This window comes from Aeromonas sp. QDB62, assembly GCF_027705695.1.
Classification (GTDB): Bacteria; Pseudomonadota; Gammaproteobacteria; order Enterobacterales; family Aeromonadaceae; genus Aeromonas; species Aeromonas allosaccharophila.
Genome location: NZ_JAPDCD010000021.1, coordinates 13508 through 29647, shown reverse-complemented (window position 1 = coordinate 29647; position 16140 = coordinate 13508). Strand labels below are relative to the sequence as shown.

Here is a 16140-nt window from a genome sequence, read left to right as displayed (position 1 = left end):
AGATGGTGGGTCGTGCTGGATTCGAACCAGCGACCAATTGATTAAAAGTCAACTGCTCTACCGACTGAGCTAACGACCCTCACCACGACCAGTTCCGACTGCATTACTGCTTCGGCTCTGACGGCGGCCTATATTACGGATTTAAATTTCCGGTGCAACAGAAAATTCGTAATTTAAATCCGTTTGCTCACTGTGCGTACAAATGTGGGCTGTTTTTACAGTGGCGTTACGAAAACAGTGACATACAGCAATGTTACAGCTTGGCCAGACTCTGTTTGGCCAACTGGGCTGGCGAGGTGTTGGGATAGCCCTTGATCACCTGTTCATAGAAGGTTTTGGCTTCCGCCTTCTTGCCATCCAGCTGCGCCAGCATACCCAGCTTCAGCAGCGCATCGGCACGCTTGGGGGATTTGCTGTATTTATTGGCCACGGTCGAGAACTGGGCCGAGGCACCGGCTCTGTCACCCTTGTTGAACAGTAACTGGCCGAGCCAGTAGTGTGCATTGGGCACATACCCCGAATTGGGGTACTGCTTGATGAAGCCCTGGAAAGCCGGAATGGCTTTGTCGTAGTTCTTCTCTTTGAGCACCATGTTAACCGCAGCGTCGTAGGCCTGATTCTCATCCTGATTGGTTGAGTAATTGGCTGCGGCAGCCGGTGTAGCGGCAGCTGCAGGGGCCGCTGCCGCCGGAGCAGCCTGCTGGCTGCTGGCGACCTTGTCGAGCTCCTGATAGAGCTGACGCTGGCGCTCTTGCGACTGTTCCATCTGGTAGGTCTGCTGCTCCAGCTGGCCACGCAGCTCGGAAACCTCCCCTTGCAGGGAGTCGACCTGTTGCTGCAATTCAGCTTGCAGCCGCAGACGGGCATTGAGGGTGCGCTCCAGCAGGGCAACCCGATCTTCCAGGCTACCGGTGGGCACAATGGCGCCGTTGTTGCCGCTAAGGACAACCCCGCCACCCGAGTCACCGCCCAGATCGCTGACAGGAGCCGCCGCATGCGCATTCAGAGCAACCAATACGGCCAGCGCAACAACAGCTTGCTTGTACACAGATTTCATTCGGATCAAACCTTAGCGTTTAGTGCAAATAAAACGGCCAGCGCCATCGTCGCTCGCTTATACAGATTTCATTCGGATCAAACCTTGGCGTTTAGTGCAAATAAAACGGCCATCGAAATGGCCGCTTGCATATAAACGAACTTCGTTCGGTTCAAACCTTAGTACACCAGAACCGCGCGGCGGTTTTTGGCAAAGGCATCCTCGGTGTGGGACATGTCCAGCGGCTTCTCTTCGCCATAGCTGACGATGGAGAGCTGCTCGGCCTGCACACCCAGGGTTTGCAGATACTTGGCTACAGCCTTGGCACGACGCTCGCCCAGGGCGATGTTGTACTCCGGAGTACCGCGCTCATCGGCGTGACCTTCGATCAGGACTTTAACGCTCGGGCGCTCGCGCAGGTAGCTGGCGTGGGCATCCAGCAGATCAGCGTACTGACCCTGGATATCGTAACCGTCGAACGGGAAGTAGATCACGTTGTCACGTTGCAGTGCTTCGAACTTCTGACGCATCTGCTCTTCCGGGGACAACATGCCGTTGGCGCCGCCGGTTTGTACACCGCCCATGCCGTCGGTCATACCTGACTCAGCGCCAGCGGCGTCAGAATCAGAAGAAGAACTACAAGCGGCCAGGGTGAACAGTGGCAGTGCGATGGCCAAACCCTTGAGCAGTTTATTGAGTTGCATGCTATTTCCTTAAACCTTTATAACAAAACAAAAAACAATTGGATTTTTATCAATTCAAGAAGGGCGACCAAGCTGGTGCACGAATTTCACCGCTACTGGTCGGAAGCACAGCCTTGAAGCGACCATCAGTCGACACCAACGCGAGACTCTTACGACCCTGATAGATGGTGGCATAAATGATCATGCTGCCATTGGGTGCCACACTTGGGGACTCGTCAAGTGCGCTCTGAGTCAGGACCAACTGGGCATTGTTTTCCATGTCCTGACGGGCAATACGGTATTGCCCCTGAACACGGGTTACCATCACCATGATTTTGCCATCAGGAGTAATGGATGCACCCTGGTTGGATTCACCTTCCCAAGTCATCCGGCGAGTCATACCAGTCGCCAAATTTACGCTATAAATCTGGGGTTTGCCACCACGTTCAGAGGTGAACAACAAATTTTGCCCGTCCGGCAGCCAGGAGGGTTCGGTGTCGATCACACGGCTGGTAGTCACCCTGGTCAGCTGCTTGCTAGCGACATCAACCACATAGAGGTTCGGTGAACCATCTTTGGAGAGAACGATAGCCAGACGACGACCATCCGGAGACCACTCCGGCGCCCCGTTGATACCACGGAAACTGGTGATCAGGCTGCGCTGCTGGGTGTAGATATCCTGCACGTAGATTTCGGATTTCTGGTTCTCGAAGCTCACGTAAGCCAGCTTGCTGCCATCCGGCGACCAGGAGGGAGACATCAGCGGCTCACGGGAGCGCAGCAGGGTCTTCTCGTTGTAGCCGTCGTAATCAGAAATACGCAGCTGGTACGGGAACTGGGTACCCTGCTGTACGGAGACGTAAGCCAGACGGGTCAGGAAGGCACCGCGCTCGCCAGTCAGACGCTCATAGACGATGTCGGAGATGCGGTGGGCAAACTGGCGCATCTGGGCACCCGGGATGGTTGCCATGCGGCTATCCAGGATGTAACCGTTGCTCTCGCCACCTTGCGCCTTGGCCAGCTGGCCTTTCAGCACATCGACCAGCTCGAAGTTGATCTTGTAGGTGCCGTCACCGACTGCCGAAATGGAACCCACCACCACGGCTTCAACCCCTTGGGAAGCCCAGGGCGCGAAGTTGATCTCGCTGCTGCTGCTCGGGGTCTGCGGCATCTGGCCACGGGCCAGCGGCTTGAACTTGCCGCTGCGCATCAGGTCGTTGGAGACCACTTCCGCGATGTCCTGCGGCAGCTGCCCGTTGCCTTCCCACTTGAAGGGAGCGACGGCAATGGGGCGTGCGCTATCAATACCGCCGGTGATGACGATGTCCAGGGCCGCCTGGGCACTCTGGCCCAGCAACAAACAGCCAACCAAAGCAAAAAATACTTTTCTGATCATGGCTTAAATACTCGGTTCCAATAAAAATGAGCGGTTAAATTCCTTTCTCTGCGAGACGCTGCCAACCACTTGTAAACAACCTCGTTTTATCACGCTTAGATACTCGGTTCTAACTTCAGGTTAAATTCCTTCAACATCTCGAATGCCGCAGGATCCTTCGGCACTGGCAGTTGATTGGCTTTCAGGACAGCTGCCTTACCGGAGCGACAGACCGCCGGGTCACCCTGGCCGTTATCTACCGATATGACAAAGCCACTGCTCGCAAGACGTACGCCGATAGTACATGTTTTGCCCCGCATGGTGGGATCCAAAATCATATACCGCTCAACAGTGGCCTTGATGAGCGCCGCATACTTGTCGACTTCACCCTGCGCTGCTGCCGATGCTGCCTGACTGCGGGCATTCGCCTCAGCCGCCAGCTGCTGCTGCATCATCTCTTCCATCTCTTTTTGCAGCTTGGCCTGCTCGGCTGCTTTACGCTTGCGCTCAGCCGCGATCTTGGCCTGCTTGTCGGCCTCTGCCTTGGCTTTCTTCTCTGCGTCAGCTTTTGCCTTTTTGTCAGCCTCTTCCTTGGCCTTCTTCTCGGCGTCGGCTTTGGCTTTTTTCTCAGCCTCTGCCTTGGCTTTCTTCTCGGCTTCGGCTTTGGCCTTCTTGTCAGCTTCCGCTTTCTTGGCCTTGGCTTCTGCCGCCTTGGCCTTCTCCTCGGCCTCTTTCTTCTCTTGTTCCTTTTTCTTCTTCAGCGCCAGCGCCTTGCTCTCGGCTTCCGCCGCTTTACGCTCGGCTTCGGCCTTCTTGGTCTTCTGCTCTTCCAGCTTGCGGGCTTCCTCGGCCTTTTGGGCCTTCTCTTCCGCCTGCTTCTGCTCGGCCACTTTCTTCTGCTTCTCGGCCTCGGCCTTGCGGGTGGCCTCTTCGGCCTGCTTGCGCTTGGTCTCGGCGATGCGAAGCTGCTCCTGTTTCTGAGCCAGCTCGCGCTTGGCGAGATCCGTGTCTTCCTTATCCTTCTCTTTCTCTACCTTCTGAGGCTTGGGCTGAGATTTCTGCTGCTGGATCTGCTTGGCCTGTTCGTTGAGGAAATTCTCATCGAGCATGACGGCATTGACGATCTGCCCCTTCGATTCGGGTCGTTTCGGTTTGCTGAAATCGAGCCCGACAAACAGGATGATGCCGATGATCAGGTGCAGCAGAAACGACGCGATGAGATAACCGGAAATACCACGCTTCACATCCATCTCCGTTAGTTCACCGGATCTGTCATCAGGCCAACCTGAGGCACGCCCGCATTCTTGAGGGCCACCATCAACAGGATCACCTCTTCGTAGCGCACGGCCTTGTCACCCGCGACCACCACGGGGGCATTCTGGTTGATCGCCAGATAGCCCATGGCTTTTTCGGTGATGTATTGCTGCATCGCCTCGGGCGTGCCGCTTGGCACCGGCTCATCATCGGCTTCGCCAGCCTTGATGACATACTCGCCTTCGGTATTGACGCTGACGATGAAGGGCGGCTTGGCATCTTCCGGCAACTGCTCGGACTCAGCCTGTGGCAGATCCACCTTGACCCCTTGCGTGATCACCGGCGTGACCGCCATAAAGATGATAAGCAGCACCAGCATGACGTCGATATAGGGAACCACGTTGATCTCGGCCACCTTCTTGCGCCGGATCCGCTGATAGGTTTGCATTACTGATCACCCTGCTGCTGTGCAATTTGACGGTTCAGAATGGTGGTGAACTCGTCCATGAAGTTGGCGTAGGCGTTTTCCAGCCGCTCGACCTTGTTGGAGAAGCGGTTGTAGAAAATGACCGCCGGGATCGCGGCAAACAGACCCATGGCGGTCGCGATCAGCGCTTCCGCGATACCCGGTGCCACCATCTGCAAGGTGGCCTGCTGCACCTGACCGAGAGCGATAAAGGCGTTCATGATCCCCCACACGGTACCGAACAGACCGATATAGGGGCTAATGGAACCGATGGTCGCCAGCACCGGCAGGTTGGATTCAAGTTCATCCACCGCACGGGAGAGGGAGACGCGCATGGCGCGGTAGGTACCGTCCATCACCGCATCCTGACCACGGGCACCGGCCTTGAGCAAGCGGGCATACTCCTTGAAGCCGGAGTAGAAGATATCTTCCATGCCTTCGATGTCATCGCGGCGGGAAGAGGACTCCTGATAGAGGCGATTGAGATCGACCCCTGACCAGAAGCGATCTTCAAACTGTTCCGATGCGAGATTGGCCGCCTTGATCGCCTTGGAGCGCTGGATAATCAGCGCCCACGAGACAATAGACATGCTCATCAGGGTCATCATGACCAGTTTTACCAACAGGCTGGCTTGCCAAAACAGGCCAATAAACGAAATTTCAGCGTGCACTTAACAGCACTCCCTTGATTTTTTCAGGTATAGCTACAGGTTTCATTTGCGGATGACTGACACAGGCTATCTGTACCATGGCCTGGGTGATCAGTCGTCCATCAGCCGCCAGGATCTGCTGCGAAAAACGCAGGGATGCGCGTTTCACTTCAATCACTTGCGTTAATACAGTTAAAAGTTCATTAAAACGGGCCGCCGAGCGGAAATCGATCTCAGTTCGGCTCACCACGAAGGCATATCCCTCCTGCAGCCAGACGTCCTGTTCGACCCCTTTGGCACGAAGAAACTCGGTGCGAGCGCGTTCCATAAACTTGAGATAATTGGCGTTGTAGACGATGCCCCCGGCGTCGGTGTCTTCGTAGTAGACACGCACCGGAAACTCAAAGACTTCCCCCATAACAATCTGTGATCCATTCGACAGTCAGATGGGGGGCTATCATAGCGCAGGGCTGAATAGGAAAGAAGCAGGGGGAGACAGGGAAATCCTGCCTCCCCCCGTTTTTTATGAAAGGAAATATGAATGTGTCAGCCAGAGGCCATACAACAAACTGGGCCAGGCGAGCCAGGGGTTGAACAGCACACGTCCGGGCAGGCTTTTCAGATGAAAGCCAAGCCCGTTAAGTACGCCACAACAGACGGCCCACATCAGCCAGGGAGCGAGCCAGTGGCCATGCTCGCTGGTGTTGGCCGCGATCAGATTGGGGGCCTGTAAAATAGCGACGGCCAACAAGGCCGCCGCGAGTAACATCAACCCCTGCCACGGCTGGCGCTCCAGTGGAGCGGCCAGCCTGGCGAGTCGATCACTTATTTTCATCGATCTGACGATCCATGTTCTCGGTGTGTTCCAGCCACAGCGCATTGATGATGCCAAATGCACAGGCCAGCAACAGCCCCAGGATCCAGGTGAAATACCACATTGTCAGCGCACCTCTTAATAGAGAGATTGTTGGTTATCTTCGATGTGCTTGTTGGTTACCCGGCCAAACATCTTGATGTAAGTCCAGAGGGTGTAACCCAGCACAATCGGTACGAAGATCGCTGCAGCCACAGTCATCACCTGCAAGGTGTTGAAGGAGGCGGTAGCATCCCACATGGTCAGGCTCAGTGACGGCTCAAGGCTTGAGGGCATCACGAACGGGAACATGGAGAAACCGGCGGTGAGGATGACCCCGGCAATCGCCAGCGAGGAGCTGGTAAACGCCAGCCAGCCGATATTCATGCGGGCAAACAGCGCAGTCAGCAGGCTCATGGCCAGACCCAGTACAGGGGCAGCCACCATCCACGGATAGAGGTTGTAGTTGTTCATCCAGGCGCCAGCCTGCAGGACAACTTCCTTGTTCATCGGGTTGGATACCGCGTCAGTCGCGGCAGCCTTGACGATGACATACCCTTCCATACCGCTTACCCACCAACCCGCGGCAGCAAACAGCACCAGAGTCACCAGTGAGCAGATCATGGCGGCAGTGCGGGAACGCGCCAGCACTTCACCATCGGTCTTCATCATCAACCAGGTTGCGCCTTGGGTGAGCAGCATGAACAGGCTCACCAGACCAGCCAGGATACCGAACGGGTTAAGCAGGCCGAAGAAGTTGCCGTGATAGGTCAACATCATGAACTGGTTAAACTCGAACGGAACACCTTGCAGCAGGTTGCCAAAGGCCACACCAAAGACGATCGGCGGCACGGCACTACCGGCGAACAAGGCCCAATCCCAGTTGCTACGCCATTTGGCATCAGCACGCAGCGAACGGTACTTGAAGCCGACCGGGCGCAGGAACAGCGCCATCAGCGTCAGGATCATCGCGATGTAGAAGCCGGAGAAGGTCGCGGCATACACCATCGGCCAGGCAGCGAACAAGGCACCACCGGCAGTCACCAGCCAAACCTGGTTTCCTTCCCAGTGCGGCCCCATGGTATTGAGCATCACGCGGCGCTCGACATCTTTCTTGCCGACGAACGGGAGCAGTGCGCCTACCCCCATGTCGAAGCCGTCAGTGATGGCAAAACCGATCAGCAGTACGCCGACCAGAGCCCACCAGATGACACGCAGAGTTTCGTAATCAAACATGGTCGCTCTCCTTATGCCTTGAGCTGTTCAAAGTGATACTTGCCAGTCTTCAGGCTGCTGGGGCCAAGACGGGCATACTTGAACATCAGGTACATCTCGATAACCAGAAGTACGGTATAGAACAGGCAGATACCGATCAGAGAGAACCAGATTTCAGCTGCAGGCAAGTTGGATGCAGACAGGGAAGTCGGCAACACCTCTGCAATGGTCCACGGTTGGCGACCATATTCAGCCACAAACCAGCCGGCCTCGATCGCGATCCACGGCAGCGGGATACCCCACAACAGACCCTTGAGCAGCCACTTGCGCTGGCCGATCTGGTGACGGGCACTGTCATAGAAGGCCATACCGATCAGCACCAGCATCAGCATGCCGACGGCAACCATGATGCGGAAGGCGAAGAACAGCGGCAGTACCTGCGGGATGGAGTCATCCACCGCGGCCTTGATCTGATCGTCAGTGGCATCGGTCACGTTGCTGGTGTAGCGCTTGAGCAGCAGACCGTAGCCCAGATCCTGCTTCACTTCGTCGAAACGAGCACGGGTCTCGTCAGACTTGTCACCGGATTGCAGCTTGGTCAGCAGGTCGTAAGCGGTCATCCCGTTACGGACGCGCAGTTCGTGCTCGCTCTTCAGATCCTTCAGACCGGTTACCTGACCGTCCAGAGAACGGGTCGCGATAATGCCCAGCGCATAGGGGATCTTGATGGCGTAGTCGGTGCGCATCTCTTCCTGATTCGGAATACCGAACAGGGTAAAGGCGGCCGGAGCAGGTTCAGTTTCCCACTCGGCTTCGATAGCGGCCAGTTTCACCTTCTGCACTTCACCGGTCTCGTAACCGGATTCGTCACCGAGGATCAGCACGGACACGATGGAAGCCATACCGAACGCAGCGGCAATGGCGAAGGAGCGACGGGCAAACGCCACATCACGATTCTTCAGCAGGTAGTAGGAGGAGATACCCAGCACAAACATGGCGCCACAGGTATAGCCAGCCGCCACAGTGTGGACGAACTTGACCTGGGCAACCGGGTTGAGCACCACGTCAGCGAAGCTCATCATCTCCATCCGCATGGATTCGAAGTTGAACTCGGCACCGACCGGGTTCTGCATCCAGCCGTTGGCGACCAGGATCCAGAGGGCGGAGAGGTTGGTACCCAGCGCCATCAACCAGGTGGCAACCAGATGCTGCTGCTTGCTCAGACGATCCCAACCAAAGAAGAACATACCGACGAAGGTGGACTCCAGGAAGAAGGCCATCAGCCCCTCGATGGCCAGCGGGGCCCCGAAGATATCGCCGACATAATGGGAGTAGTACGCCCAGTTCGTCCCGAACTGGAACTCCATGGCCAGGCCTGTGGTGACCCCCAAGGCAAAGTTGATACCAAACAACTTACCCCAGAATTTGGTCATGTCCCGGTAGATGGTGTTGTTGGTCATCACATAGACGGATTCCATGATCGCCAGGAGAAAAGCCATTCCCAGCGTCAGGGGTACAAACAAAAAGTGATAAAGGGCCGTCGCAGCGAACTGGAACCGCGATAGGTCTACCACATGCTCAGCAATCATGATGTTTCCTCACCGATTATTGGCACGGCTATTTTAAGTTTTAAGCACAAAGCTTCCGTTGGAGGTTATCGAATGAGCCTCATTGAGAGATATCACAACAAAACGCGTTCAGTAACCACTGGCATTAACAACAAGGCAATACGAGAACACAAATAAAGCTAATGTTTAACAATTACAAAACAATCAGCCTGAATTTATTCTCGCCCATGATGACCGGGTTTTTATATCACCTTTATTTGATTGAAATCAATGTAAAAGGGCCCGCCATACATGGCTTTAAAAGGCATTTTTAATCTATTTCACGATTATTGACGCGAGCCGGATCACAAAACATGATAAATCGTAAAACATTGATTTAAATCAATTTAAGAATTTAACATCCCGCTACCCCGTTTAATTTGAAAAGCGTGGATGACGCGCCTTTTCCCATGTTATCCGGGTCAGGCGATCTGATTCGAAAACTCAATTTAAAACTGCAAAGAATGCATACTCATGCGAACCAATTCCATCAATCAAGACATTAGATAAACTAATTTGAAAAGTGCAATTTTTCTTGTTTGCCCGGGTCGGTTCGAACTCCTACAATGCGCCTCGCAGTGAGGGCATACCCTTGGATACAGGCCGGTTAATCTGGGTTCACGGTACGTATTCGACGATCAATTTGAACCTGTCTATTGGAATCGAAGATGAAAAAGTTTGTTGCTAAAACCATCCGTTACTACAAGCTTTCCTTTGTTCAGCTCTATCAAATGAACCGACTCTGAGAGCTCGCGACGGCTCAACTGTTTATTTTCCGGTCTGTGTCCAGACGCACTCACTGTCTGTGAACATCCATCCTGAATTGTCTTTGCCCACCGCATCCGCCGTGGGCTTTTTTTTGCCAGGGTAATAAAAAACCGCCTTTGACGGCGGTTTCATATTCAAACGACTGTTTTTACTTCTCATCTGGTCGCTGAAGACCGAAATGAGCGTAGGCTCGTGTGGTCGCAATCCGTCCTCTGGGTGTACGTTGCAGATACCCCTGCTGGATCAGATAAGGCTCCAGCACATCTTCGATAGTATCTTTCTCTTCCCCGATCGCGGCGGCCAGATTATCGAGACCCACCGGGCCCCCCATAAACTTGTCTATCACAGCCAACAATAACTTGCGGTCCATGAAGTCAAACCCTTCGTTATCGACATCCAGCATGTCCATGGCGCGGGCCGCAATGGGGCCGTCGATGCGGCCATCGGATTTCACCTGGGCAAAATCGCGCACCCGCCTTAACAAACGGTTAGCAATCCGCGGCGTGCCGCGAGAGCGACGTGCGACCTCAATGGCACCATCTTCCGTCATCTCGAGTCCCAGACAGCGGGCACTGCGGGAGACGATATCGGTCAGGTCCTTGACGTTGTAAAACTCCAGCCGCTGGACGATGCCGAAGCGATCCCGCAGCGGGCTGGTGAGTGAACCGGCCCGGGTGGTGGCGCCAATCAGGGTGAAGGGAGGCAGATCCAGCTTGATGGAGCGGGCCGCAGGCCCCTCCCCGATCATGATGTCGAGCTGGTAATCCTCCATCGCCGGATAGAGCACCTCCTCCACCACCGGACTGAGGCGGTGGATCTCGTCGATGAACAGCACGTCATTGGGTTCGAGGTTGGTGAGCAGCGCCGCCAGATCCCCCGCTTTCTCCAGCACCGGGCCGGAGGTGGTCTTGATATTGACCCCCATCTCGTTGGCGACGATGTTGGCGAGGGTGGTCTTGCCCAGACCCGGCGGGCCAAAGATCAGCAGGTGATCGAGCGCCTCGCCCCGCTGGCGCGCCGCTTCGATAAAGATCTCCATCTGCTCGCAGACGGTATCCTGACCGGTGTAGTCAGCCAGCTTCTTGGGGCGGATGGCCCGATCGATAATCTCATCCTCGCGCGCGGCGCTTGATGAGATAAGACGGTCTGCTTCAATCATCAACTACCTCACACCAGGCTACGCAGGGATTCACGGATGATCTCTTCCACCGACATTCCCTCTTTGGCGATCTTGCTGACAATCTGGCTCGCCTGCTGCGGCTTGTAACCGAGGGCCACCAGCGCACTGGCCGCCTCCTCGGTCACATCCGGCGCACGTAATTCGGGCTCACTGGCTGGCAAGGTGACCATGGCCGGAGAGAAGAGATCGTGGCTGACCCAGCCCTTGAGCCGGTCTTTCATCTCCACCACCAGCCGCTCGGCGGTCTTCTTGCCAACACCCGGCAGTTTGACCAGGGAGCTTATCTCTTCGCGTTCGACACTCAGCACGAACTGGGTAGCGGTCATGCCGGAGAGAATGGCCAGCGCCAGTTTGGGGCCGACCCCGTTGGTCTTGATCAGCTCGCGGAACAGCGCCCGCTCCTGCTTGTGGTTGAAACCATAGAGCAGCTGGGCATCTTCGCGCACCACGAAGTGAGTATGGATGGCCGCCTCCTTGCCGATCTCCGGCAAATCATAGAAGCAGCTCATCGGCATCTGTACCTCGTAGCCGACCCCGCCCACTTCCAGCAAGACCTCGGGGGGCTGCTTTTCAATGACAATGCCTCTCAAGCGACCAATCACGGCTCTCTCCTCACCAATACAGCTATTCGTAAATTGGCTCATAGCATAAAGAATAACTGGATAAGTATCCAGCATAGGGCCGTGACAGGAGCGTCGTCAGAGAGGCTTTTTATTCAATTAGCCACCATGCTTGATCGGGTGCAGCCAGTGCACGGGATGTTTCAACACCGCAGCAGACGCTGACCGGGGGATAAACCACTACACTAAACCCGTTCGGAACCGAACATGGTGCCAATGTCGATACCAAGGAAGGCCATCACATGAAAATTGTTACCACCGCCAATCTGGGTCTTGCCATCTTGCTCGGCTGCACGCTGGGCATGGGGATCGTGGGCTGGTATGGCAGCCAGCGGCTTGCCGACCTGCTCTCCTATGTGCTGGGCGCAGCCTGGCAGACCGCCGATGGCGCCATGGAGGGGTCGATAGAGCTGGGCAATCAGCAGCTCTATATCCAGAAGATGCAAAACGGCGCGCCGCTCAATCGGGCCGAGCTCGATGCAGCCAAGGCCGCAACCGATGATGCGCTGGCCCGGGTCAGCCTGGGCCAGCTGATCGATGGCGCGGCCCTTGCCACCATGGATCAGCAGAAGCAAGCCTATCAACAGCAGCAAGAGAAGCTGCTGGCGCTCTATCAGGCCTATACCCAGGCGGATCAGGCGCTGCATCAGAACGCCGACCTGATGGCCCGCCTCTCGACCCAGCTGGAGGTGATCGGCGATGGCGCGGTAGAAACACTGACCCAATCCCCCGACCAGACCATCAGCTGGAACAGCGGCCTCTCTACCCGCTGGGAAGCGGCCGACGGGGGGATGGAGTCCAACATCGGCTTTTTGCGCCAGCTCTATGCGCTGGAGAAGATGCGCAGACAGGGGGTCACGGCGGCGATCAAGGCCGAGCTGAAAGAGGCGACCGATTTCTACCACGAAGCGATCGACAGCATGCTCGGCACCGGGCTGTTCGATATCGAGGGAACCGGCGAATTTGCTGGCAAGACACTGTCGGCAGAGTATCGCGCCCTGCTGACCCGACATCAGCAATTGATGGGGCAGTGGATCGAGGCGCTCGGCAGCTATCAGGCCCAACAGGCTCTCTATGAGGCCAGTGCCGATCAGCTGAAACAACAACTGGTTGCCATCGAGGCGAGCGGTGATGCCACCGTCGAGGATCAGGTCACCCAACTCAACGGCATCATCAGCCAGACCCGCGCCCTGCTGCTCGGAGGCTTGTTGCTGAGCCTGATCATGGTCACCCTCTGCGGCTTCTGGCTGACCCGCAAACTGGTGACGCCGCTGCTGCAAGTGGACAAACGGATGCAGGATATTGCCGCCGGCGAGGGGGATCTCAACGCACGCATCAACCTGCAACGGGATGACGAGATCGGTTCGCTGGCCAACAGCGTGGATCGCTTCATCGAGAAATTGCAGAAGATGATCAGCTCCACCATGGACAACAATCAGCACATCAGCGAACACGTCCACACCTCGGTCAACCGGGTGGAAGCGATCAGCCAGAGCAGCCGCCAGACCGCCGAACACGCCCAGGCATTGCACCACGACAGCGAACAGATGGTGCAGGTAGCGACCACCATATCGGACAACTGTAGCATGGCGGCCCAGAATGCCAACGAGGTGCGCCAGCTGACCACCGAGAGCAGCCAGTACGTCGCCTCGGCCAGCGCGGGCATGCAGCGGGTGGTGCAGGAGGTGGGCGAGTGCGCCGTCGCCATCAACTCCCTCAAGGAGCAGGCGAGCCAGATTGGCCAGATCATCTCCACCATCAGCGGCATCTCGGAGCAGACCAACCTGCTGGCCCTCAATGCGGCCATCGAAGCGGCCCGGGCGGGCGAAATGGGGCGCGGCTTTGCGGTGGTGGCTGACGAGGTGCGCACCCTGGCCAATCGCACCGCCACCTCCAGCGCCGAGATCAGTCAGGTGATCAGCAGCATCCAGCAGCAGACCGAGACAGCCTACCTGATGATGCAACGCAACCTCAAGACGGTGGAGTCCGGCATGCAGGACTCCGAGAACACCAAGCAGATCCTGTTCAAGGTGGAAGGGGCCATCGACCAACTGGCCGACATGGTGCAACAGGTGGCGGATGCCACCGGGCAGCTGTCACACACCCTGAGCCACTCCTCCGACAAGGTCTCCGGTATCAGTCTGCAAGCCAGAACCGGCGAACAGGAGGCGCAGGAGTGCCTGCAGCTCGCCTCCTCGCTCCATCAAGCCAGCCTGCTGCAACAGCGCCTGCTCTCCCAGTTCCGGGTGTAGCCAGCGCCCGCCGAACCCGGCGCAAAAAAATGCCAGTCCACGTGAACGGACTGGCATTTGCGTTTCTGCGGGCCGGACACACCATCCGGCCATCGGCTAGTTACTGGCGAACCAGACGGTAGATGGCGTAGCCCGGGTGCTTCTCGTCATCCATCGGCAAGGTGGACTGATAGGCCAGATCCTTGCCTGCCAGCGCCTTGGCCTCTTCACGGGGTGATGAGTAGAGACGGACATCCACCCCGGCAGGCAGCGCCTTCATGTGCCAGTTGTTGTCGGCAGCCGGGCTGAATCCTTGCGGATTGCTGGCGGAACGGGATTTCAGATATTGGGCGACGATTTCGCGCGTCTCGAAGGGATCTTCATGCACGATATTGCTGCCATCCACACCCGGGAAGTGGCCGCCCCCGCTGGCGCGGTAGTTGTTGGTCACCACATAGAACTTCTGGGCCGGATCGATGGGCTGGCCGTTGAAGGTCAGGTTGCTGATCCGCTGACCCTCGCTCACCTTCTCCCCCTCCTTGTTGTAACGGGCGGGCTGGGTGATATCCACCTCGTAGTTCACTCCGTCGATCACATCGAAGTTGTAGGTGGGGAACTTCTCGTTCACCAGCCATTGCACCTCGCCCTTGGCCGGATCCACCCAGTTGAACTGACCGGCACTCATCTCCAGCCACTCCTTGACGGTGGCGCCGCTCACCTCGACCACCTGCAGGGTGTTCGGGTAGATGTAGAGGTCGGAGACGTTGCGCAGGGAGATATCACCCGCCGTCACATAGGTGAAATCGGTAATGCCGTTGCGACCGCCACGGAACGGGGCGGCGGCGGAGAGGATCGGATAGGACTCCTTGAGCAGGCCATCCTTTTGCAACTGCTCGGCATGCTGGCGCTGGGCATCGCTCACCAGCTGCACCGAGGGGTCATCCTGCACCAGCGCAAAGAAGCTGTGGATGGAGGAGGTGATCTTGCCAAGCGGGCGATCCAGCCACTGGTTGGTCGCGTCGTGATCCGCCTTGACCAGTGCCACTACCTGCTCGTCTACCTTGCTTCCTTCGCTGGAATCGATCTGGCGCAAGGCTGATTGGCTCTGCTTCACCTGCCACTTGCCAGCCACCTGCTCCAGCTTGAGATCGATGATCCCCAGATGGTTACCCCAGAAGCCCGGCATCACGGTGGGAATTCCGTTCAGGGTGCCCGCCTGATTATCCACCAACGGCAGATCCGGGAAGTCGCCAGGGAAGTTCTTGTGGGCATGGCCCAGCATCAGGGCATCGATCCCCTCGACCTTGGCCAGATGCCAGGCCGCGTTCTCCATCATGGCTTCGTAGCTGCCGGCATTGATGCCGGAGTGAGCGACCACCACCACCACGTCGGCCCCCTTGGCGCGCAGTTCGGGCACATAGTGGTTGGCGGTTTCGACCATGTCGGCCACCACCACCTTGCCTTCCAGATGACGCTTGTCCCACTGCAGCACCTGCGGCGGCGTCAGCCCCAGAACACCGACCTTGACGGTCTGCGGCTGGCCCTTGTCATCCTTCACCTGACGCTCCAGCAGCAGATAGGGGGTGAACTTGTTGCCGCTCCAGTCGATCTTGCCATTGCTATCGCGCTTGAAGGCATCCCCCTCAAACACGTTGGCGTTGACGTAGGGGAAGTTGGCCCCTTTAAGGATCTTGCCCAGATAATCGAGGCCGTAGTTGAATTCGTGGTTGCCGAGGTTGCCCACGTCATAACCCAGCTCATTCAGAGCCCTGATGGCGGGATGGGCCTGCTTGTCGAGGTAGCCGGCACCCGATTGCTCGAAAATGTAGTCCGCCAGCGGCGAGCCCTAGATCAGGTCACCGTTGTCCAGCAGCAGGTTGTTGGGGTTCTCGGCGCGCGCGGCGCGGATCAGCAGGGCGGTGCGGGAGAGACCGAATTTGCGATCCTCCTTGTTCTGGTAGTAGTCATAGCCCAGCACATTGGAGTGGATATCGGAGGTCTGGATCAGCAGCAGCGAGACGGCACCGGGCTGCTCCTGCTTTTCTGCGCCACAGGCAGACAGCAGCATGATGGAGGCAATGACGCCCAGCTTCATGGTTCTATTCACTGGATTTTCCTTATTTTTATCTAGCAAGTCACAAGGATGGAAAATTTCACCGGAGAATATGCCACAAACTGGCGTCTTGATTAATTTTTATGAAA

General features: G+C 56.8%; 14 protein-coding genes, 1 tRNA gene and 1 pseudogene. 1 reads left to right on the top strand and 15 read right to left on the bottom strand.

The window, feature by feature from the left end; genetic code table 11:
* Positions 1-3 precede the first annotated feature (3 nt).
* The 14 genes from OKC27_RS12025 to ruvA all read right to left on the bottom strand — a co-directional run bounded on the left by OKC27_RS12025 (position 4) and on the right by ruvA (position 11689).
* Positions 4-79 (bottom strand) — tRNA-Lys (locus tag OKC27_RS12025).
* 174 nt (positions 80-253) lie between these two features.
* On the bottom strand, positions 254-1057 hold the full coding sequence (gene ybgF, locus OKC27_RS12020) for a tol-pal system protein YbgF (protein WP_042063603.1): 804 nt from the start codon (positions 1055-1057) through the stop codon (positions 254-256).
* A gap of 158 nt (positions 1058-1215) precedes the next feature.
* Positions 1216-1740, bottom strand: a complete 525-nt coding sequence (pal, locus tag OKC27_RS12015) for a peptidoglycan-associated lipoprotein Pal (RefSeq protein ID WP_005304908.1) — start codon at positions 1738-1740, stop codon at positions 1216-1218.
* A 49-nt stretch (positions 1741-1789) separates the two neighbouring features.
* Positions 1790-3115, bottom strand: coding sequence for a Tol-Pal system beta propeller repeat protein TolB (gene tolB, locus OKC27_RS12010; RefSeq protein ID WP_033135654.1), 1326 nt, complete (start codon positions 3113-3115; stop codon positions 1790-1792).
* A 95-nt stretch (positions 3116-3210) separates the two neighbouring features.
* Positions 3211-4344 (bottom strand): cell envelope integrity protein TolA, encoded by a 1134-nt coding sequence (gene tolA, locus OKC27_RS12005; RefSeq protein WP_042063601.1) that lies wholly within the window; start codon positions 4342-4344, stop codon positions 3211-3213.
* A gap of 5 nt (positions 4345-4349) precedes the next feature.
* Positions 4350-4796 carry a protein TolR gene (gene tolR / locus OKC27_RS12000; RefSeq protein WP_005335733.1) on the bottom strand — a complete coding sequence of 149 codons (447 nt, stop codon included), beginning with the start codon at positions 4794-4796 and terminating at the stop codon, positions 4350-4352.
* A complete protein-coding gene (gene tolQ, locus OKC27_RS11995) occupies positions 4796-5485 on the bottom strand; it encodes a protein TolQ (RefSeq protein WP_042063600.1) in 690 nt (229 codons plus the stop codon). Before tolQ ends, tolR begins: the two co-directional genes overlap by 1 nt.
* Entirely contained in the window at positions 5475-5882 is a 408-nt protein-coding gene (gene ybgC / locus OKC27_RS11990; protein WP_042063599.1) for a tol-pal system-associated acyl-CoA thioesterase, read from the bottom strand. Before ybgC ends, tolQ begins: the two co-directional genes overlap by 11 nt.
* A 105-nt stretch (positions 5883-5987) precedes the next feature.
* Positions 5988-6299: a cyd operon YbgE family protein gene (locus OKC27_RS11985; protein ID WP_270806295.1), complete on the bottom strand. Its 312-nt coding sequence runs from the start codon at positions 6297-6299 to the stop codon at positions 5988-5990.
* Positions 6286-6402, bottom strand: a complete 117-nt coding sequence (gene cydX, locus OKC27_RS11980; RefSeq protein ID WP_005304933.1) for a cytochrome bd-I oxidase subunit CydX — start codon at positions 6400-6402, stop codon at positions 6286-6288. Before cydX ends, OKC27_RS11985 begins: the two co-directional genes overlap by 14 nt.
* 14 nt (positions 6403-6416) lie before the next feature.
* On the bottom strand, positions 6417-7553 hold the full coding sequence (gene cydB, locus OKC27_RS11975) for a cytochrome d ubiquinol oxidase subunit II (protein WP_270806294.1): 1137 nt from the start codon (positions 7551-7553) through the stop codon (positions 6417-6419).
* An 11-nt stretch (positions 7554-7564) separates the two neighbouring features.
* Complete coding sequence (locus tag OKC27_RS11970; RefSeq protein ID WP_042656377.1) at positions 7565-9121, bottom strand: cytochrome ubiquinol oxidase subunit I; 1557 nt, start codon at positions 9119-9121, stop codon at positions 7565-7567.
* Between the two features lie 934 nt (positions 9122-10055).
* Entirely contained in the window at positions 10056-11066 is a 1011-nt protein-coding gene (gene ruvB, locus OKC27_RS11965; RefSeq protein WP_042063596.1) for a Holliday junction branch migration DNA helicase RuvB, read from the bottom strand.
* 8 nt (positions 11067-11074) lie between these two features.
* Positions 11075-11689, bottom strand: a complete 615-nt coding sequence (gene ruvA, locus OKC27_RS11960; protein ID WP_042063595.1) for a Holliday junction branch migration protein RuvA — start codon at positions 11687-11689, stop codon at positions 11075-11077.
* 260 nt (positions 11690-11949) lie between these two features.
* Here ruvA and OKC27_RS11955 point away from each other — a divergent pair, with 260 nt between their 5' ends.
* Positions 11950-13959: a methyl-accepting chemotaxis protein gene (locus OKC27_RS11955; protein WP_270806293.1), complete on the top strand. Its 2010-nt coding sequence runs from the start codon at positions 11950-11952 to the stop codon at positions 13957-13959.
* Positions 13960-14059: 100 nt separating this feature from the next.
* On the opposite strand, the pseudogene OKC27_RS11950 reads toward OKC27_RS11955, so the two are convergent.
* A pseudogene (locus tag OKC27_RS11950) lies at positions 14060-16033 on the bottom strand (bifunctional 2',3'-cyclic-nucleotide 2'-phosphodiesterase/3'-nucleotidase).
* Positions 16034-16140: the final 107 nt, after the last annotated feature.